18 protein-coding genes are annotated in these 20163 nt (G+C 60.9%); 10 read left to right on the plus strand and 8 right to left on the minus strand.

Annotated elements, in window-relative coordinates; all coding sequences use genetic code 11:
• The first annotated feature begins 96 nt into the window (after window positions 1-96).
• The 7 genes from ACQKRQ_RS22525 to ACQKRQ_RS22555 all read left to right on the plus strand — a co-directional run bounded on the left by ACQKRQ_RS22525 (window position 97) and on the right by ACQKRQ_RS22555 (window position 8862).
• Entirely contained in the window at window positions 97-1611 is a 1515-nt protein-coding gene (locus ACQKRQ_RS22525; protein ID WP_427479806.1) for a sugar ABC transporter ATP-binding protein, read from the plus strand.
• Window positions 1604-2617: an ABC transporter permease gene (locus ACQKRQ_RS22530; protein WP_427479493.1), complete on the plus strand. Its 1014-nt coding sequence runs from the start codon at window positions 1604-1606 to the stop codon at window positions 2615-2617. The genes ACQKRQ_RS22525 and ACQKRQ_RS22530 overlap by 8 nt, the downstream gene beginning before the upstream one ends.
• Window positions 2614-3639, plus strand: coding sequence for an ABC transporter permease (locus ACQKRQ_RS22535; protein ID WP_408180362.1), 1026 nt, complete (start codon window positions 2614-2616; stop codon window positions 3637-3639). The genes ACQKRQ_RS22530 and ACQKRQ_RS22535 overlap by 4 nt, the downstream gene beginning before the upstream one ends.
• Window positions 3636-4511 carry a sugar phosphate isomerase/epimerase family protein gene (locus ACQKRQ_RS22540; protein WP_132375553.1) on the plus strand — a complete coding sequence of 292 codons (876 nt, stop codon included), beginning with the start codon at window positions 3636-3638 and terminating at the stop codon, window positions 4509-4511. The genes ACQKRQ_RS22535 and ACQKRQ_RS22540 overlap by 4 nt, the downstream gene beginning before the upstream one ends.
• Window positions 4512-4619: 108 nt before the next feature.
• Window positions 4620-5246, plus strand: a complete 627-nt coding sequence (locus ACQKRQ_RS22545) for a nucleoside/nucleotide kinase family protein (protein ID WP_427479496.1) — start codon at window positions 4620-4622, stop codon at window positions 5244-5246.
• 100 nt (window positions 5247-5346) lie between these two features.
• A complete protein-coding gene (locus tag ACQKRQ_RS22550; protein WP_427479497.1) occupies window positions 5347-6333 on the plus strand; it encodes a hypothetical protein in 987 nt (328 codons plus the stop codon).
• Window positions 6334-6765: 432 nt separating this feature from the next.
• Complete coding sequence (locus ACQKRQ_RS22555; RefSeq protein ID WP_427479499.1) at window positions 6766-8862, plus strand: FUSC family protein; 2097 nt, start codon at window positions 6766-6768, stop codon at window positions 8860-8862.
• Window positions 8863-8896: 34 nt separating this feature from the next.
• On the opposite strand, the gene ACQKRQ_RS22560 is transcribed toward ACQKRQ_RS22555, so the two are convergent.
• A complete protein-coding gene (locus tag ACQKRQ_RS22560) occupies window positions 8897-9229 on the minus strand; it encodes a GIY-YIG nuclease family protein (protein ID WP_427479501.1) in 333 nt (110 codons plus the stop codon).
• 9 nt (window positions 9230-9238) lie between these two features.
• Window positions 9239-10408 carry a GNAT family N-acetyltransferase gene (locus tag ACQKRQ_RS22565; RefSeq protein WP_427479503.1) on the minus strand — a complete coding sequence of 390 codons (1170 nt, stop codon included), beginning with the start codon at window positions 10406-10408 and terminating at the stop codon, window positions 9239-9241.
• Between the two features lie 133 nt (window positions 10409-10541).
• On the opposite strand from ACQKRQ_RS22565, the gene ACQKRQ_RS22570 reads away from it, so the two are divergent.
• On the plus strand, window positions 10542-12242 hold the full coding sequence (locus tag ACQKRQ_RS22570; RefSeq protein ID WP_427479505.1) for an NAD+ synthase: 1701 nt from the start codon (window positions 10542-10544) through the stop codon (window positions 12240-12242).
• A 124-nt stretch (window positions 12243-12366) separates the two neighbouring features.
• Window positions 12367-12705, plus strand: coding sequence for a P-II family nitrogen regulator (glnK, locus tag ACQKRQ_RS22575; RefSeq protein WP_006048444.1), 339 nt, complete (start codon window positions 12367-12369; stop codon window positions 12703-12705).
• Window positions 12706-12957: 252 nt separating this feature from the next.
• Here glnK and ACQKRQ_RS22580 read toward each other — a convergent pair whose 3' ends face one another.
• The 5 genes from ACQKRQ_RS22580 to ACQKRQ_RS22600 all read right to left on the minus strand — a co-directional run bounded on the left by ACQKRQ_RS22580 (window position 12958) and on the right by ACQKRQ_RS22600 (window position 18012).
• Window positions 12958-14109 carry a porin gene (locus ACQKRQ_RS22580; RefSeq protein WP_132375539.1) on the minus strand — a complete coding sequence of 384 codons (1152 nt, stop codon included), beginning with the start codon at window positions 14107-14109 and terminating at the stop codon, window positions 12958-12960.
• 600 nt (window positions 14110-14709) lie between these two features.
• Window positions 14710-15489: an ABC transporter ATP-binding protein gene (locus ACQKRQ_RS22585; RefSeq protein ID WP_342960076.1), complete on the minus strand. Its 780-nt coding sequence runs from the start codon at window positions 15487-15489 to the stop codon at window positions 14710-14712.
• Window positions 15490-15535: 46 nt separating this feature from the next.
• Window positions 15536-16249, minus strand: a complete 714-nt coding sequence (locus ACQKRQ_RS22590) for an ABC transporter permease (RefSeq protein ID WP_132375536.1) — start codon at window positions 16247-16249, stop codon at window positions 15536-15538.
• Window positions 16246-16935 (minus strand): ABC transporter permease, encoded by a 690-nt coding sequence (locus ACQKRQ_RS22595; protein WP_012432163.1) that lies wholly within the window; start codon window positions 16933-16935, stop codon window positions 16246-16248. The genes ACQKRQ_RS22590 and ACQKRQ_RS22595 overlap by 4 nt, the downstream gene beginning before the upstream one ends.
• 300 nt (window positions 16936-17235) lie before the next feature.
• Window positions 17236-18012 (minus strand): ABC transporter substrate-binding protein, encoded by a 777-nt coding sequence (locus ACQKRQ_RS22600; protein ID WP_427479508.1) that lies wholly within the window; start codon window positions 18010-18012, stop codon window positions 17236-17238.
• A 607-nt stretch (window positions 18013-18619) separates the two neighbouring features.
• Between ACQKRQ_RS22600 and ACQKRQ_RS22605 the strand changes: the two genes are divergently transcribed.
• Window positions 18620-19330 (plus strand): pirin family protein, encoded by a 711-nt coding sequence (locus ACQKRQ_RS22605; RefSeq protein ID WP_408289330.1) that lies wholly within the window; start codon window positions 18620-18622, stop codon window positions 19328-19330.
• Between the two features lie 209 nt (window positions 19331-19539).
• On the opposite strand, the gene ACQKRQ_RS22610 is transcribed toward ACQKRQ_RS22605, so the two are convergent.
• Complete coding sequence (locus ACQKRQ_RS22610) at window positions 19540-20067, minus strand: periplasmic heavy metal sensor (protein WP_007175816.1); 528 nt, start codon at window positions 20065-20067, stop codon at window positions 19540-19542.
• Window positions 20068-20163 lie beyond the last annotated feature (96 nt).

Here is a 20163-nt window from a genome sequence, read left to right on the forward strand (position 1 = left end):
GGTCGCCAGCCAGTCGCGTGCAAGTACCACCGGAGCGTTTCCATGAGTCAACCAGCTTCCATCAACGTCCACCGTTCTCAACGAGGTGATGCGCACATGGCATCGGGCGCGCTCGACGGCGATTGCATGCCACTGCTCAAGCTCGAGAACATTTCCAAAATCTTCGGTGGCGTTAAGGCGCTGCGGGCCGTGAAGTTCGACGTCATGCCCGGAGAAGTTCTCTGCCTTGCGGGCGAGAATGGCTGCGGCAAGAGCACTATCATCAAGATTATCAGTGGGGTCTACCAGCCGGAGCCTGGCGCAGTGATGCTCATGGACGGTGAGTCAATCGAAGGGCTCGACCCGGCCAGGGCCCGTGACCTCGGTATTCAGGTCATCTGGCAAGACCTGGCGCTTTTCCCCGAAATGACCGTCGCGGAAAACATCGCTTTCGAGCAGAACCTGGGGTCTCGTCCGCGTATCGTCAGATACGGAAAGATGAAGGAGGCGGCCCGCCGGATTCTCGAGCGGCTCGGAGTCTCCATCGACCTCAACCGTTCTGTTCGCTCGCTATCAATTGCCCAGCGCCAAGTCGTGGCCATCGCCAGAGCGCTTGTTCGCGACGCACGTCTTGTCTTCATGGACGAGCCGACTGCCTCGCTCAGCCATGCCGAGACCGAAGCTCTGCTGAAAATTGTCCGGCGACTTTCTGCGGACGGAATTGCCGTGGTGTTCGTCAGCCACCGGCTCGCTGAAGTGCTGGACGTCTGCACCCGCGTGACCGTTTTCCGCGATGGACAGTACGTCGGCACCTTTCCCACCGAAGGGATGACGCAAACCCGCCTCACGGAATTGATGACGGGCCGAACTTTCGACTATGAAGTGCGCACGACAGACCTGACGAAAGCGCCGGTTGTGCTGGAGGTACAGGGGTTATCGCGAGCCCGTCAATACCATGACGTGTCGTTCAAAGTGCGACGAGGCGAGATTCTTGGCATGACGGGACGCCTTGGCGCAGGAAGAACGGAAGTTGCATTGTCGCTTTTCGGAATGACGCGCCCAGGTGCGGGTTCCATCCAGCTCGACGGAAAAGAGATTTCGCTGCGCACGAATCGTGATGCTATCCAGGCAGGGATAGCCTACGTATCTGAAGACCGACTCCAACTCGGCCTTGTCCAGCCGCAATCAATCGGAGACAACACGGTCGCGGCGGTGTTGGACAACCTTCTGGATGGCACCCATCTCATTGCTGCGAAAAAAAGAAACGCGCTGATTCAAGACTGGATTCAACAACTGGCCGTGAAGATTGGAAAACCGGACGATGCGGTCTCCACGCTGTCGGGCGGCAACCAGCAGCGCATCGTGCTCGCCAAGTGGCTGGCAACAAACCCGAAGCTCCTTATTCTGGATTCGCCCACCGTCGGCGTCGATGTCGGCGCCCGTGCCGGCATCTTCGCCATCATTCACAAGCTCGCTGCTGAGGGTATGGCCATCTTGCTGATATCGGACGAAATTCCAGAGGTCTACTTCAACTCCGACCGAATTCTGCATATGCGCGACGGCCGCATTGTTCACGAGTACGTGCCGGGAATGACAACGATGGAACAAATCGAGCGAGACGTCCATGCCTGATTTTCGCAAACTCGGAATCGGTTCGATCGAGGCCCTCCTGATTCTCGTAATCGCCATCATGGTGATTGGCCTCAGCCTTTCAACCTCGACATTCCTTACTCTTCCAAATCTGTTCGACCTGCTCAACCAGAGTTCCGTCAACATCATTTTCGCAGTCGGGCTACTGGTGGTGCTGATCGCTGGTGGCATTGATATCTCGTTCGCCGTCGGCGCATCGGTGGTTCAGTACCTCACTGCGTTGACCGTGATGCGACTCGGTGGTGGTAACTGGGCGCTTGGCTTCATTGTGTCCGCGTTTTTTGGATTTCTGCTTGGCTCAATCAACGCCACGATTATCTACAGATTTCGCATTGTTTCAATTGTGGTGACGATTGCCACGTTCAATGTGTTTTTCGGCGGGTTGATGTTTCTCACGGGCGGGGTCTCTATCTACGACCTGCCGGACTGGTGGACGAACAGAGTTTCCCTCATCCATTTCAACACCGCGAGTGGCAATGCGAATCTCGCACTGCCTGTGGCCGTGATGGTCGTCATGGTCATAGCAACATGGTTTCTGCTGCGGCGCACGACAACCGGTCGACAGCTCTACGCAATGGGCGACAACCCCGAGGCGGCGCGACGCGTGGGGGTCAACATAGGTGCGATGCATTACATCGCCTTTGGATGGCTCGGCATGATGGCCGGCATTGCCGGACTCATGCAAGCCCACTACGTGCAGGAAGTCGTTCCGAATGCATTTTACGGCCGCGAATTGGATGTGCTCGCTGCCGTAGTGCTCGGTGGTGCAAGGTTGGGCGGCGGCCGCGGCACGATTCTCGGCGCCATCCTCGGCATCCTCCTGACCGCTATCACCGCCAACGGCCTGAACTTGCTCGGCATCTCGCCGTACGCGTTCAAGATGATCATCGGAGCCATCATCCTCATCGCCATTACTTTGTCGAGCGGCGGCTTCGCCAAGCTCGTCGGAGCGCGATTCACGTCACAAAGCGTAAAGGCCTCGTCATGAAAATGTCCTCATCTCAACGCGCGCCGCTCGTACCGGCAGACGTCGCCGGATTGCTTGGATTTCTCATCCTGGTCGTCGCTGTCCTGAGCTTCGCATCTGACCGCTTTTTCTCGGCGAGCACATTCGTGTCGGTAGCGTTCCAGTTGCCGGAGCTCGGGTTCTTTACGCTGGCCATGCTGATGCCTTTGATTTCCGGCGGCTTCAATCTCTCGGTGACTTTCACTGCGAACATTTCGGGGTTGGCCATGGCGTGGGTGCTTCGTACGTACGGCGGAGCGGACGCCGGCGCTTTAGCCATCATCCTCGGCATCGCTGCCGCGTTGGCCACAGGCGCCGCCGCCGGTTGGGTGATGGGCGCCGTCATTGCGCGTACGGGAGCAAGCCCCATCCTCGTGTCCTTGTCGATGATGATTTTCTTGCGCGGATTGGGGGAGTTCCTCACTCGTGGCGGCGACATCTCCGGGTTCCCGCCGTTTGTGCGCGAAATGGGCAACGGGGTCTTCCTCGGCGTACCGATTCCCCTCCTGATTTTTCTCGGCTGCGCATTACTTTGGCACGTTGTCATGACACGGTCGCGGCTAGGCTTCGCCACACGCATGATTGGTTCGAATCTGGAAGCAACGCGATATTCCGGCATCGCGACGACACGTGCCGTCACCCGAATCTACATGCTGTCGGGGCTGATGTGCGGCGTCGCTGGCGTGGTGATGGCGGCCCAGTTCAACTCGGTTCGCGTTGGCCATGGCGAGGCCTTTCTACTCATCTCCGTGCTTGCGTGCTTCTTGGGTCGCGTGGACCCGTTCGGCGGCTTTGGTCGCGTGGTACCGGTCGTGATTGCACTTGTGATTCTGCAGGTTATCGCTTCTGGCCTCAATTTGCTCGGTGCCAACCAACACCTGGCGACTGCGCTGTGGGGCGTGTTCTTGCTTGCTGTGATGCTCTTCCGTTGGGCATGGGCGAAGGGCATTTCGAAAACTTTGGTCCGCAGGCGCGTGACCGCATCTGAAGGAGTTACACAATGAATAAGCTTGGCGTACACGCACTGGTATGGGCTGGCGACCTCACCCCCGAATCGACTCGCAAAGTCTTGAGCCAGACCAAAGCTGCTGGTTTCGACCTGGCTGAACTGTCGTTGCACGGTCCGAAGGTCATGGACCTGGCGCTCACGCGGGATTTGCTGCAAGAGCATGAGTTGGATATCGGTTGCTCGCGCGGTCTCACCTTTGATGCGGACGTGTCCAGCGAGGACTCTGCTACGGTCGCACGCGGGGTTTCGATGCTGGAGGAAGGTATCAGCGTCACGGCAGAGCTGGGTGGAGGCTACTTCGGCGGGATTCTTTATGGTGCGATGGGGAAATACAACGCACCGGTTACCAAGCAAGGCCGCCGTAATGCAATTGATTCGCTCAAGCGCATTGCTGATTTCGCATTGAAGAAGAACGTGACGCTTGGGCTTGAAGTGGTAAATCGCTACGAGAGCAATTTGCTGAACACCGCTTCCCAGGCGCTTGCCATGATTGACGAGGTCGATGCGCCCAATGTTGTCGTTCACCTCGATACGTATCACATGAACATTGAGGAATCCGATTTTATGCAGCCGGTTCTGCAATGTGGCAAGCGTCTTGGCTACGTTCATATCGGGGAAAGCAATCGCGGGTATCTCGGGTCGGGGACGATCGATTTCTCTCAGTTTTTCCACGCACTCGCCATGATTGACTACAAGGGAGTCGTAACTTTTGAGAGCTTCTCGTCGACGGTCGTCAACGAGCAGCTGTCCAATGCGTTGGCAATCTGGCGCAACTTGTGGGACGACGGTATGGACCTGGCCAAACATGCGCGGGAGTTCATCGCTGGTGGCATCAACGCCGCCGCAAAAGCAAAAACGCACCACTAGACACCTGGCGGGTGAAGTAAGTGTCGCGACAATGGCTCGGCAATCGGAGCTTTGGCGAGGATAAGAAGAGTTCTCGCCGACCGCCACTTTTTTGGAGTACCCTGGATTATGTCGACGATTGAAGACCGCTATCTCGGTCGCCTCCACCAGTTAGTTTCTGACGGGCGGCGCTACATCCTCGGTTTGGTTGGTGCGCCGGGTGCAGGCAAATCAACACTGGCGCAAGCAATCCTTGATGCTTTTCCCGGAAAGGCAGTGGTTGTGCCGATGGACGGGTTTCATCTTGCGAATATCGAACTCGCGCGGCTCGGTCGCGCATCCCGCAAAGGTGCGGAAGATACGTTTGACAGTGCGGGCTATATTGCACTTCTGAGGCGCCTGCGTGAGCAGCGTCACGACGAAACAATCTACGCTCCCACGTTTCGCCGGGAAATTGAAGAACCCATCGCCGGCGCAATCCCTGTGGCGCCTGATATGCCGCTTGTAATCACTGAAGGGAATTATCTTCTTCTCGAGAACGGCCATTGGAAAGCTGCGCGACCATTGCTCGACGAAGTCTGGTATGTCAACGTCGACCCGGACCTGCGACGGCAGCGTCTTGTTACTCGGCATATTGGTTTCGGCCGGGACCGGGCTGCAGCAGAACAATGGGTTCAGAAAACTGACGAAGTGAACGCGACCTTGATTGATTTAACTAGAGAGCGAGCCGATGTTCAATTCCAGTGGTCATCGTAAGGCCCATTCATGGGTTCTGGCACCCCACGAAGCGATGCACTATGCGTTGCCTTCCTCGAGTATCTTTGGAGTTCCAGTTGAACATTGATAAAACTTCGCGATGGAATCAATCAAGCGCTGGACGTTGAAATGGGCACACGGCGAGGCGGAGGTTCAAGCACTTGGTGGAATGCTTGCGCCGGTGCGCTTTGACCTTGGAGGCGGACGTCCTGTCTCTCCGCTGCACGTTGCTCCATGGGAGGATGATGTGCACCGACCTGGACTTATGCGCGCGTTGCGCGGGGAATGGCCTTGCCTTCCGTTCGGAATGGTCGACGTACCTACGGGCTTGCCGCCCGATTTCCGGATTCGTGGCGCCGATGATGACTGGGCTCACGGGTATGGCGCGAATCACATGTGGCAACTGGTGGAGCAAAGCGACCGCATGCTCACGCTTCAAATTGCCTACCCCTCTGACAGCGAGATTGAGAGGCTTGAGCGCACGATCGAAGTTGAGCCTGACGCACCCGCGCTGGTCGTCTCACTTACCGTCCACGCCCGTCGTGACGTGAATTTGCCGTTCGCCCTTCATCCGACTTTTGCTGTTTCAGTGGGAGGCGTTGAAATCCTTGCTTGCGAGTATCAGGCCATCTACAGCTACCCGGTTCCACCAGAGCCCGGCGTCTCGCGAATTCTGCCGAACAGTACCATCTCGACCTTGAAGGAAATTCCGACCACGCAAGGGCCGATGGACGTGACCCGCCTGCCGTTGCCCGAAACAACCGAGGAATTGTTGCAAATCGCAGAATGTAAGCCGCCGTTTGTGTTGCGGTACCCGGAGCAGCACGCCGATGTATCGCTCGACTGGAATGCAGAAGAACTTCCCGATGCGTTGCTTTGGATTAGCAACGGTGGGCGTACACACGAACCCTGGTCAGGACGACACTTCGCTGTAGGGGTGGAACCGGCCAACAGCTTCTTTGACCTCAGCCGGGTGGCGATTCCGCCTGCCAATCATCCGCTCGCCGGCCGCACCGGAATGGTCTTCAAAGCAGGAGTGCCGCGGACCATTACGTACCGTTTGTCGGTACGGCGCTATGAAGACTAACGGCTGCGAAGGCTAGAACCGACATTGGAACGACTTTGACCGCCAACGCGAAGGCCAATGCTACGAAACCGCTGAGCGCAGGGTTGAGACCGGACCCCATGGCATCGGCTTCGCCGTAAGAGAGGGTCGGGTACCGCTGCACCGGCAAGACTTTGGCGGCGTTCCGGACAGACAAAAAACCGCGCGAGCCAGCAAAGGCCGCGCGGTTATTTCATGGACTGTCGAAACACGAGGCCGTCGTGCGTCGCCTGGTCTTGAGTGTGGATGCATAGCCACAGTGCATCGAGAGGATGAACCGAAGCCATTTTTATATCTAGGCGTAAACCCTTATGATTGGTCGCGTGCATGCATCTGCATGCGCCTGCCTGCCGCTGGCTAGCACGATGCGCTGACGCAGCGCCAATCCGCGTTTCCTTGGAGCACACCGTTCGGATGTTGAATCGCAAGTCCAACCCGTCGTCTTCGCAACGCTGGTCGAACTGGCTGTATGCCGTCGTCAGCGCGATCTACCGCAAGCGGCCGGTATGGATGGTGTCGTTTTCGACGAGCGAAGCCAGTCTGTCCGAAGGCTTGAGGGCGGCGTGCGCGTCGACGGCCATGCTCGCGCTCGGTAACGTGCTGCACGAACCGGCCTTCGCGTGGGCCGCGATCGGAGCCTTCTGGACCTGCCTCGCCGACGCGGCCGGCTCGAACCGCGCCCGCTTTGCGTCGATGATGGGCTTCGCGGTGCTGTCCACGCTGTGCGGTGGCCTGACGGCTTACGCTTCCGGCGCTGGAGCCGTGTTCGCCGCGCTCGCGGTGCTGGTATTTACGACACTCGGCGCGTTCGGCAGGATCTGGGGCGCGGCCACTTCGCAGGTGACGATTCTCGCGGCGACCGCATGCGTCGTGATGGTCGACCGGCCGATGCACAGTGTTCGGCAAGGCATGGCGTTTCTCGGCATCTATCTGGTCGGATGTCTGTTTGCCGTGGCGCTGAGCCTGACGGTCTGGCGCATTCATCCGTTTGGCACGAGCCGCTCGACGCTGCGCGCCGTGTACCTGCGGCTCGCCGATATCGCACTGGACAGCGCCCGCCTGCTCGAACGACGCGCGGCACGCGGCGAGTGGGCCACGCATGCCGCGAAATTTCGCGCCGATGCCCGCGCCGCGCTGGAGCGCTCGCGCAAAGTGCTGGCGCGCGTGCCCGCGTCGAGAACGGGCGGCCGTGAAACCTACGACACGCTGCTCGGCTTGCTGACTGACGGCGAAGCGTTGTTCGCGTACCTGATCGCCGTCTCCGGTGCATGTGAACGAGTCCCCGACGACGCATGGCGCGCGAAACGCGCGGCCCGCCTGCTGACAGTCATGGGCGACGTGCTGCGCGGCATCGGCGCGGCCGCCAACGACGCACAGTGGGCGCGTCTCGCCGATTTGCAACTTCGCTTGCGGCGTTTTGCGCGGCGGCTCGAAACAGCCTTGATGGAACCCGTGAAGCTGAAGTCCGACTTCGAACTGGTCGACTTCACGCCGGTGCATGCGCAGCCTGAAGGCTGGCGCGACAGCGCCGCGCGGCTCTTCACGCGAACCTGGTCGACGCTCAAGGCCAACCTGTCGGTCGAATCTGTCGGCTTGCGGCATGCGGCGCGCGTCGGCGTGACGACCACCACGGGCTTTCTCGTGATCCGCGCGCTCGGTCTGCCGTTCGGCTACTGGGCCACCATGGCGACGCTGCTGATCTTGCAACCGTCGATTGCCGCGACCTGGCCGCGCAGTATCGAGCGGGCGGCGGGCAGCATCGTCGGCGGCGTGCTGGCGGTGGGTATTGGTTACGCGATCCATTCGCCGCTCGGCATTTCGCTCGCGGTGTTTCCGCTGGTGATGGCGACCATGGCGCTGCGTCCCGTCAGCTACAGCCTCTTCGTGTTGTTCCTTACGCCGACCTTCGTGCTGGTGGCCGACTTCGCGACGCCGGGCGCGAGCGAATTCGCCTATGCGCTCACGCGGCTCGGCAACAACGTGCTCGGCTGCGTGTTGGCGCTGCTGGCCACGTTCTATCTCTGGCCGACGCGCGAAAAGATCGACTATCGCGCGTATCTGGCCGAGGCGGTGCGCGCCAATCTCGCCTATCTGAGGGCCGCGCTGGAATCGCCTCGCCGCAGCGAGAAGGACATGGAGCGCTTGCGCCGCGCCGCGGGTCTGGGCAGCAATAACGCGGAGGAAGCCATTGGCCGGATGCGCCTTGAAAAACTCGAGGACTCGATGGTCGATACCGTCACGCTGACGGTGCTGAGCGTGTTGCGAAGAATGGCCGGCACCGCGACGCAACTGCGCCTGAGTACGAACCGGCGCGACATGCACGATGAACTCGGCGCGTGGGTCGCGACCGTGAGCGCGGACATCGACACCGCGTTGAGTCGAAATTTGCGGCCGGTGCGCCTCGCGCTTCCCGCGCGAGACGGGCTGACCTCACTGGAAGCCGATGCGGTGGGCGAGCTTGCACTGATGCATCGGCTGCTCAACGAGCGGATGCGTGAGGCGAGGGGATAGCCAAGGCGGTGCAAGTCGGCACGAAGCTCAAGCATCAGGACTTGCTGGTTTGCTCTTCTTGAGCTTGCTCGTCGTCGGCAATCGTTCCGGGCTCAGGCAAAGGCATCACCGATTCGAGCGTGCGCATGCCCGCCGCAAGCGCACGCTTCTCGGACGGCGACAGCCGCTTGACCCAATACTCCGCGCGTGACGCGCTTGACCGATCCGTCAATTCGAACGACGCCAGCACCTGCACCGGCTTACGCGAACGCGTATAACGCGCGCCCTCGCCACTCACGTGTTTGTCGAAGCGCGCCTGCACATCGACGGCGATGCCTGTGTAGACGCTGCCGTCCGAGCATTCGAGCAGATAGAGAAACCAAGCCATGAATGCGCTTCAGCCTTTGAACGGATTGTGTTCGCGCAGCTCGTCCACATACGCGTGGATGCTGTTCTTTTCGTTGTCGAGAAAGTGGCCGACCGCATCGGCGAAAGCGGGATGCGCGAGCCAGTGCGCCGAACGCGTTACCGTGGGCAGGAAGCCGCGGGCCATCTTGTGCTCGCCTTGGGCGCCGCCTTCGAACGCGCCGAGCTTTTCCTCGATGCAGAATTCGAGCGGCTGGTAGTACGCCGTTTCGAAGTGCAGGCACGGCACGTGTTCCAGCGCGCCCCAATAGCGGCCATACAGCGTGCCGCCGGTTTTCGCGTCGCGCTGATACACCACGAGCGAACTCGCGATCGGCTTGCCTTCGTATTCGGCGATCACGAGCAGCAGGTTCTCCGGCATCGACGCGCCGATCATGCGGAAGAAATCGAGGTTCAGATACGGACTCGAAAAGTGCTCGCGATACGTCTGCCGATAGCACTTGCTGAAGAAACGCCAGTCCGCGTCCTGAATGTCCTCGCCGCGAATCCGGCGCATCGTCACGCCGGCCTCGTGCACTTTACGGCGCTCGGCGCGAATGTTCTTGCGCTTCTTCTGTTCGAGCGTGGAGAGGAAATCGTCGAAGTCGCGATAGCCGTCGTTCAGCCAATGAAACTGCACGCCTTCGCGTTGCATCATGCCCATTTCGGTGAGCGCGTCCGCTTCCGTTTCGGTGGGAAACAGCACGTGCAGCGAAGACACGTCGGCCTGTTCGGCGAACGCCATCAGCGTTGCCGCCAGATGCCTGAGCGCATGCGTATCCGCCGACAGCAACCGGTTGCCTTGCACCGGCGTGAACGGCACCGCGCACAACAGCTTCGGGTAATACGGCAAACCGTTGCGCTTGTAGGCGTCGGCCCAGGCCCAGTCGAACACGTACTCGCCGTACGAGTGCCCTTTCAGATACACGGGCGCGACGGCCACGAGCTTGTCCGTGCGCGGGTCGGTCAGCGTGACGAATTGCGGCGCCCAGCCGCTATCCGCGACCGCGCAGCGGGTCGCATGCAAGGCGCTCAAGAACTCATGCCGCAGAAACGGCGTGGGCTGCGACTGCTGCGCGAGAAGGGCGTTCCATTCTGCGGCGTCCACCTCGGAGGGCGACGCCAGAATGCCCGTGCGATAATCAAAGCGTTCCTGGTTCAATCTGTGTGACTGTTCCCAATGAGCGGCGCGGCGCTCTGAGCGCGATGCCGTTCGTTTATCCGATTTGTCCATTCCGTCGAGCTAACCAGCCGCGGTACTCGCAAGCCACGTCGGCTTGCCTGTCGATCCTGCCATGAAGACCCGAATCGCTCTTGCTCAAATCAATGTCACCGTCGGCGACTTCGCCGGCAACGTCGCGAAGATCGTCGCTGCCGCGCGCACCGCGCACAACGATGGTGCGAAGCTGCTGATCGCGCCTGAACTCGCGCTGTCCGGCTATCCGCCCGAAGATCTGCTGCTGCGTCCCGCGTTCTATGCCGCGAGCGCGGCGGCGCTGGCCGACCTCGCTCTCCAACTGAAGCCGTTCGCCGGCCTGCATGTGATCGTCGGCCATCCCCTACGTGATGTTGCGCACAGCGCGGCGCACGGCCATGGTAATGCAAACGCGCCGATCGAGCGCGGCGTGCCGCCGGTCGATACCTTCAACGCGGCCTCGCTGATCGTCGACGGAGAAGTGCGCGGCACCTATCGCAAGCAGGATTTGCCCAACACCGAGGTGTTCGACGAGAAGCGCTACTTCGCGTCCGACCCGCAGCCGTTCGTGTTCGAGCTGGACGGCGTGAGGTACGGCGTGGTGATCTGCGAGGACGCATGGCATGCGTCGGCTGCGCAAATGGCGAAGGCGGCGGGCGCGCAAGTGGTGCTGATTCCGAACGGCTCGCCGTATCACCTGAACAAGGAAGCGGTGCGCTTCGACATTCTGCGCGCACGGATTCGCGAGACCGGATTGCCGATGGTCTATGTGAACATGGTCGGCGCGCAGGACGAGCTGGTGTTCGACGGCGGCTCGTTCGTCCTCGACGCGCAAGGCGAACTGGTCGCGAAGATGGCGCAGTTCGAGGAAGCGACCGCGATCGTCGAATTCGAAGACGGCAAGCCGCTGCCCGCGCCGATCGCGCCGGAGCTGTCGATCGAGGCGCAGGTCTATGCCGCGCTCGTCATGGGCGTGCGCGACTATATCAACAAGAACGGTTTCCCGGGCGCGCTGATCGGCCTGTCCGGTGGCGTGGATTCGGCGCTGGTGCTGGCCGTCGCGTGCGATGCGCTCGGCGCGGACCGGGTGCGCGCGGTGATGATGCCGTCGCGCTACACCGCGGACATTTCCACCACGGACGCCGCCGAGATGGCGCGCCGCGTCGGCGTGCGCTACGACGAAATCGCGATCGCGCCGATGTTCGACGCGTTCCGCGGCTCGCTCGCACAGGAGTTCGCGGGCCGCGCCGAAGACGCCACCGAAGAAAACATTCAGGCGCGCATTCGCGGCACCCTGCTGATGGCGCTCTCGAACAAGTTCGGCTCGATCGTGCTGACGACCGGTAACAAGAGCGAAATGGCGGTGGGCTACTGCACGTTGTACGGCGACATGGCCGGCGGCTTCGCGGTCATCAAGGACATTGCGAAGACGCTCGTCTACCGCCTGTGCCACTACCGCAACCAGGCTACCACTTTCGACAAGCGGGACGTCATTCCCGAGCGGATTCTGACGCGCGCGCCGTCGGCGGAACTGCGCGAGAACCAGACCGATCAGGACAGCTTGCCGGAGTACGAAGTCCTCGATGCGATCATGCGCATGTACATGGAAGAGGACCGCTCGCTCGCCGAAATCATCGCGGCGGGCTATGCGGTCGACGACGTCAAACGCGTCACGCGCCTCATCAAGATCAACGAATACAAGCGGCGTCAGGCGCCGATCGGCATTCGCGTCACGCATCGCGCGTTCGGGCGCGACTGGCGTTATCCGATCACGTCGCGCTACACCGAACCGGTGGAGTGAGCCGCGGCGAATGACTGCGGACTAACCCGAAGCGCGTGCCGGATTGCCGCAACGCATCCGGCGCGGCGTAGAATAAAAACATCCATTTCCCTTTCACTCTTCCAGACACGAGACGAGGTTCGCCATGAAGCGCATCACTGCAGTCATCAAACCGTTCAAACTTGACGAAGTGCGCGAGGCGCTCGCTGAAGTCGGCCTCACCGGGCTGACCGTGACCGAGGTCAAAGGCTTCGGCCGTCAGAAAGGCCATACCGAGCTCTATCGTGGTGCAGAGTACGTGGTCGACTTTCTGCCGAAAGTGAAGATCGAAGTGGTGGTGGCGGACAATCAGTGCGACCAGGTGATCGACGCGATCATCGGCGCGGCGCGCACCGGCAAGATCGGCGACGGCAAGATTTTCGTCGCGGACGTCGAGCGCGTGATCCGCATTCGTACGGGCGAAGAAAACGAAGCAGCGGTTTGAAGCGCCAGAGTTCGTCGCCTCGAAGCAGGTGTCGAGCGTCGGGATTTGCCAACTGCAGTCAGCCGCACAACCATGAGTGCACCGCGCCGGTGCGTTCGAGTGGTGGCAAAATCGTGCGCTCAAATAAAAAACGGTGCGATACCCTTTCGGACATCGCACCGATACGCGCCTCTCGCAGCAGCGTGAAAAAGATTCTCTTGAAGAACTCTTGACTACGCCCCGAAGGAAGTCCCTTCGGGGAACACCGTTCGATTAGAACGAGTGTTGAATACCTGCGTACACGCCCGACTGGCTGTGACCCGGCAGCGGATTGTCCGTGCTGGTTGCCGTACCGGCGTTGTTAGCATTCAGGCCGTAGTTAGCCGTCTTGCTGTTTTGCGTCGTTGCGATCTGGATGTCCAGCAGCGTGCGCTTGGACAGGTTGTACGAGCCGCCGATCGTGTAGATCGTCGCGTTGCCTGCGCCATTGTTGCCGTTCACGTGGTAGACCGCCGCAATCAGCGCTGCAGCCGGCGTTGCTTGCCACGTCACACCGCCCCATTCGTGATCCAGAGTGGTCGGCTGGCCCGGCAGAACGTTCTGCGCACCTGCCGAACGGACAGCCTGGTAAGCAGCCTGAACCTTGAACTGGCCGAGGAAGACGTTCACGAGAGCCGAGTATTCACGCGATGCCGCGAATACGCCGTTGCCGACATTGGCCGTGTTGACCGCGCTCGGGTTCGGGCCGTACAGCACGCCGTTAGCCGGATTGCGGATTTCGTCGTAAATACCGCGAATCTGGAACAGCGAGCTCGTGTAGGTAACCTGCGCGCCAGCTTCGCGACCTTGCGGGGTCGTGCCGTTGCCGTTCCAGCTCGTTGCGTTCGACAGCGCGTATTGACCGTAGAAGTCAAAGCCGGCGATCTTCGGCGACTGGTATGCGAAGTTGTTGCTCGATTGCGGCCAGTTGCGGCCACGCACCAGCGATGCCGACGACCAGTTCGATTGACCGAACGGGTCGAAGTCCCACACGCCGTTCGAGATGTACAGCATGCGGCCCATCGTGAACGTACCGTACTGGTCGTTCGACAAGCCGACAGTTGCCCAACGATTGAAGAGACCGCCGCCGCCAGGGCCTGCACCCGTCATGGTGTTGAAGGAGCCTTCCAACTGGAACAGGACCTTGTTGCCGCCACCGATGTCCTCAACGCCCTTCAAGCCCCACAGACTGGTACCCCAGTCGCCGCTTTCTGCGCGCCAGCGGTTCGTGCTGCCAGTTGCCTGGCCAGCTGCGTTCGAGCCTTGCGGAACGCCCGTCATGTATTCGATACCGGCGTCAAGGCGGCCGTACAGCGTCACGCTGCTTTGGGCGTGCGCAACAACACCGGCTGTCATCAGCGCAGCGGCGAGCAAAGCTTTCTTCATCTTCTCCTCCATACCCTGTCAAAAAGTGAAACCCAGTACTGCGAATGGTGCTCGGCCGCGATTTGCGCCGAACAGAAATCGGTACCAGGGAGATTAGCGGGTGGATTGGGTCTCCTGCCGTGACGTGTAGCCTTGGGGCTATCTGGTCGCCATGCCGATCCCTCGCCGACCGGTTCTCCTCTGTGCTTTGAAGTGAAACTACTTTTAATGAACTTTGTTTTGCTACTTTGGTTACTAATTTATCAAAAATACCCTGAACTGGGAGAAGAAATTAGTACCTGCCTCGATCGATGTCTCCAAATTGCAATACGAATGTGCGCGACGACCCGTTACAAGGCCTTCGAAAAACGCGAAAACCCTTATGCGACAAGGGAATCACGGATCGGCGCGGGCAACGTTAAGGATTGCCACTATTGACGCTTTAAATGCGGCAGAGTAGGGCGAAAAGGCGGGAGTTCGAGGCTTGCGGGGCGCGGTTTTCGCGGCTGAAATCGCCGGAATGCACAGGTGAGCGAAACAAAAAAGGCGCTAGTAAGCGCCTTGTAATGCTACTTTGACTACAACCCAAATAGCGGGCTGAATCCGGTGTTGTTGAGTTTTTTATTTGAGGCTTCCGGACAGGAACTGCTTGAGCCGGTCGCTCTTCGTGTTCCTGAATACTTCGTCGGGATGGCCTTCTTCTTCCACCCGGCCTTGATGCAGAAACATCACGTGATTCGACACGTTGCGCGCAAACGCCATTTCATGCGTGACGACGATCATCGTGCGGCCTTCTTCGGCGAGCGTCTGCATGACCTTGAGCACTTCGCCGACCAGTTCGGGGTCGAGCGCGGAAGTCGGTTCGTCGAACAGCATCACATCCGGATGCATGGCCAGCGCACGCGCGATCGCGACACGCTGCTGCTGCCCGCCCGAAAGATGTGACGGATACTGCTTCTCCAGGCGCGGCGCGAGCCCCACCTTTTCCAGATACTCACGCGCGCGATCTTCGGCTTCCTTGCGCTTCAGACCCAGCACGTTGACGGGCGCCTCGATGATATTTTCGAGCACGTTCATGTGCGACCACAGGTTGAAGTGCTGGAACACCATCGACAGCCTGGTCCGTACGCGCTGCAACTGCTTCGGGTCCGACACGCGCAACGCGCCGTTCTTGCCAATCTGCGTGCGCACTTCCTCACCGTCGACGAAGATGCGCCCGGCGTTCGGCTGCTCGAGAAAGTTGATACAGCGGAGCATCGTGCTCTTGCCCGAACCGGACGAGCCGATCACGCTGATCACATCGCCGGCGTTGGCCTTGAGCGACACGCCCTTGAGAACTTCGTTGTCGCCGTACTGTTTGTGAAGCTCGTCGACGAAGAGCTTTTGCTTCTTGGTGGTCATCAGGATCCTTGGGCATGCTTACTTGCGGAGGGCGCGGTGCCCCGGGTCACTTGCCTTGCGGCCGCAGGTAAGCGAGCCAGCGGCGCTCGGCGCGGCGGAACAGCCACACGAGCGCGAAAGAAATGCACAGATAGAGCAGGGCTGCGATGCCGAATGCATTGAACGACTGATACGTCGCGGAGTTCACATCGCGCGCGATCTTGAGAATGTCCGGCACGGTCGCGGTAAACGCGACGGTGGTCGCATGCAGCATCAGGATCACTTCATTGCTGTAGTAGGGCAGCGCGCGGCGCAATGCCGACGGCAGAATCACGCGCCGGTACAGCGTGAACGACGACATGCCGTACGCGCGTGCCGCTTCGATCTCGCCGTATGGCGTCGCCTTGATCGCGCCAGCGAAAATCTCGGTGGTGTACGCGCAGGTGTTCAGCGTGAAAGCGAGCAGCGTGCAATGCATGCCGTCGCGGAAGAACGCATTGGTGAGCTCGTGATTGCGAATGACTTCGAGGCTGTACAAGCCGGTGTAGCAGAGCAGCAGTTGCACATACAGCGGCGTGCCGCGGAAGATGTACGTATACAGCCACACGAGGCGGGAGAGCCACTTCCTCTTCGACACGCGCGCCACCGCGAGCGGAATCGACAGGCAGAAGCCGAGCCCGATCGACACCACCAGCAGCCACAGCGTGATCGCGACGCCGGTGATGCGATAGCCGTCGGTGTAGAGATAGTTGCGCCAGTATTCCTGAATGATCTCGATCATAGATCCGCCTTTCGCACGCCGGTCGAGTAACGCTTTTCGAGGTACATCAGCACGAAGTTGGACACTGTGGTGATGACGAGATAGATCGCCCCTGCGAACAGGGTGAAGAAGAAGAACCGCAGCGTGCCTTTGCCCGCGTCCTGCGAAGCCTTGACCACGTCGGCGAGACCGATGATCGACACCAGCGCGGTGGCCTTCACCATCACCTGCCAGTTGTTGCCGATGCCGGGCAGCGCGAAGCGCATCATCTGCGGGAACATCACGCGGGTGAACACCTGCCAGCCCGTCATGCCATAAGCCGCGCCGGCTTCGAGCTGGCCGCGCGGCACCGCGAGAAACGCGCCGCGGAAGGTCTCGGTGAAGTACGCGCCGTAAATGAAGCCGAGCACCGCGACGCCGGCCACGAAGGGATCGATGTCGATCTGGTCCCAGCCGAGCAGATCGGTCAGGTTGTTCAGCCAGATCTGGATGCTATAGAAGAGCAGAAGCATCAGCACCAGGTCGGGCACGCCGCGCACGAGCGTGGTGTAGACCGTGCCGACGCCGTAGGAGAAACGGTTTTTCGACAGTTTCGCCGCCGCGCCGAGCAGGCCCAGCACGAAAGCGAACGCCAGCGACAACACCGCCAGTTTGACGGTCTGCCAGGTGCCGTTGAGGAGCAGCGGGCCGTAGCCTTGAAGGAACATATGGGGTCCTTGACGATGTGTTTGCGACACACCGCGAAAGACGCGGCCAACTCTGCGCCGCGTTTGCCGCGAGCCTGAGGCTCGCTGTGACCTGCGGCGCACAGCGCACCGCTGTGCAAATCATGACTGCATGGCCGTTGCCGGTCTTGCAGCGCGCTTTTCGACTCTCGTTGTGAAACTGCTTGTGAATCTACTGCCGACTGTATTACGAAGCCTCGTGAAAGCCCATGCGGGCGAGCCCCGAGTTTCGTGGGTGCTGCATTCTGTGCCCGAGTTCAGCGTCCAGACTCGATGCCCGGCTCAATGCCCGGGATAGATGTCGAAGTCGAAGTACTGCTTCTCGAGCTTCCTGAACGTGCCGTCCTGGTGAACCTGCGCCAGCGCCTGGTTGAACATCGCCTTCAGCTCGGCGTCGTCCTTGCGCAGGCCGATGGCCGTGCCTTCGCCGATCGTCTTCGGGTCCTTCACTTCCGGGCCCGCCCAGCCGAAGCCTTTGCCGCGCGGCGTCTTCAGGAAACCGGCGTCGGCCTGCACTTCGTCCTGCAAGGCGGCGTCCAGACGCCCCGAAGCGAGGTCGGCGTACACCTGATCCTGATTCTGATAAGGCACCACGGTCACGCCTTTGGGCTCCCACCAGACTTTGGCGTAGGCTTCCTGAGTCGAACCCTGTTCGACGCCGACGCGTTTGCCCTTCAGCGAATCAGCTGTGGGCAGCAGCGGCGAGCCTGCCTTGGCAACCATGCGGGCGGGGGCGTCGAACAGCTTGTCGGAGAAGTCGATCTGCTCGCGGCGCTTGTCCGTGATGGTCAGCGAGGACACGATCGCGTCGTACTTCTTGCCCTTCAACGCCGGAATGATGCCGTCGAGATCCTGCTCGACCCACACGCATTTCACGTTCATCTTCGCGCACAGTGCGCGGGTCAGATCGGCGTCGAAGCCGACCACCTGGCCGTTGGGCGCCTTGGATTCGAACGGCGGATAGCTGGCGTCCACCCCGATTCGCACGGTTTTCCACTCTTTCGCCAGCGCGCCGGTGGCCATGACCGTAAGCGCCACGCAGAGTGCGAACTTCTTCATGTTTCTCCTGGGTCAAACTGATCGTCGTGGTGCTTCGATCTCGACGACCGCCGGCTCGTGGCCGGCCGTCGCTATTCTAGGCGGTCAAAATTGTCGCGCCGCTCGGGTTTCTGCTGCGGAGCGCGGCGCGTGCATTCGATGCATCGAGGCAGCCCGGCGCGGGTCCGAAAGCTGCAGCCGACCCACCGCGGCCCGCCATGCCGAGCTCGCCGGTTCGCCTTCGGCGCGCACGCAATCTCGAAAAGCGCGGTATTTTACCCGAACAGGGACGAGGCGCCAGTCCGGGACGCGGGCGGCGGCAAACTGGCGCGCGCGGACGTTGTGCGGGCGCGACGCTGGTGCGTTCTTTCCAGGCCGTGCGAGGCCGGTCGCGCTTGCGGCGGATGCGCGACTCATGTGCGGGGCGTTTGTCGTACCTATGCCGAGGCCGGAATGGCAACCGCGGTCTTGCACGCGCGGCCGGAACATCGCCCGGACCAGCGCCGGACCGCGCCAACGCCCGATTGCACGGATTTATGGAACGATCCGGTGCAGCCGCGCCGATTGTTTAGTGCAGGCCATGCCCATACATTCTCGGCATCGCTATTTACTCACCAGGAGTACTTCCATGTTCGAGATTCGCCGCTCCGAAGAACGCGGTCACGCCAACCACGGCTGGCTCGACTCGTATCACAGCTTCTCGTTTGCCGACTATCGCGACCCCCAGCACGTGCATTTCGGCCCGCTGCGGGTCATCAACGAAGACCGTATCGCCGGCGGTGAGGGCTTCGGCACGCATGGCCATCGCGACATGGAAATCGTCACGTATGTGCTCGAAGGCGCGCTGGCTCACCGCGACAGCATGGGCAATGGCTCGACGATCCGTCCCGGCGACGTGCAGCGCATGAGCGCCGGCACAGGCGTGCAGCACAGCGAGTTCAACGCGTCGCAGGACGAATCTGCGCACCTGCTGCAGATCTGGGTAATTCCGCAACGCGCGGGCGATCAGCCCAGCTACGAGGAAAAGCGCTTCGACGCCGCCGACAAGCGCGGCCGCCTGCGCGTGGTCGCGTCGCCCGACGGCCGCGACGGTTCGGTGACGATCCACGCGGATGCGTCGATTTACGCGGCGTTGATCGACGGCGCGGAATCGGCCACGTTCGCGCTGCCCAAAGGACGGCTCGCCTATGTGCACGTGGCGCGCGGCGCGCTGACGGTGAACGGCGAGACGCTCCATGCGGGCGACGCCGCCAAGCTCAGCGACACGGATACGGTGACGCTGGAGAAGGGCGAGAACGCTGAAGTGCTGCTGTTCGATCTGGGGCAGCTCAACGGCTAAGCCGTGCTCGTTCGGCTGCGTTTTCACTGAAGGAATAGTTGAAGGCGCAACGAGCAAGCCTCACGCATGCATCGCGACGGTCCGCGCGCACGCACCGCGCCGCATCGCGTAGTCAAAAAAAACGCCACGGAAGGCGAACCTCCGTGGCGTTTTTGCATCCAGCAACGCAGACGGCCGCGCGGGCCGCCTGTGCATTGATACCGGGCCGCTTACTGATTGGCCGCCGGCGCCGATGCCGCGCCCTTGCGATGCTCCCAGCGCTCGTGCATCTTTTCATGACGCGACTCCATCTTCGCAAAGCGCTGCTTGAGCGCCGTGCTGACGGTGGTCTTCTGCTGGTCGTTCAGGCCGTTGTAGAACTTGAGCCAGGCATCCGAGGTTTGCTGACGCAGTTGCGCGTCTTTCTGCTCGACTTGCTGGTGCGCGGCCGCCATGGCGTTCAGATCCAGGATCGGCTGTTGCTGCGCAGCCTTGAACTGGTTCTTGATCTGTTCATGATTGGCGCGCATGGCCTCGTGGTTCTGCTTCATGGTGTCGAGCGCGGCTTGCCACTGCTTTTCCTGATCCGCGTTCAGCTTCAACTGATCGTGGAGCTGGGTCAATTGCTTCATGAAGTGGCCGTGCCAGCCGCCGGGGCCGCCGTGTTCGGCGGGTTGTGCGGCATAGGCGGCGCCCGCCCCGATGGCGAGAGCAGTGGCGGCAACGGCGAGAACGCGCGACATCTTTTTGGTAGACATGTGAGACTCCCTGTAATGGAATAGCCGACGATGCAACCGGTTAAAGTGGACGGCCTGCATTCGGTAAGACACAGCGTAGAGAACTGCGCAGTTCGC

It is taken from the genome of Paraburkholderia sp. NPDC080076 (assembly GCF_050281145.1).
Classification (GTDB): domain Bacteria; phylum Pseudomonadota; class Gammaproteobacteria; order Burkholderiales; family Burkholderiaceae; genus Paraburkholderia.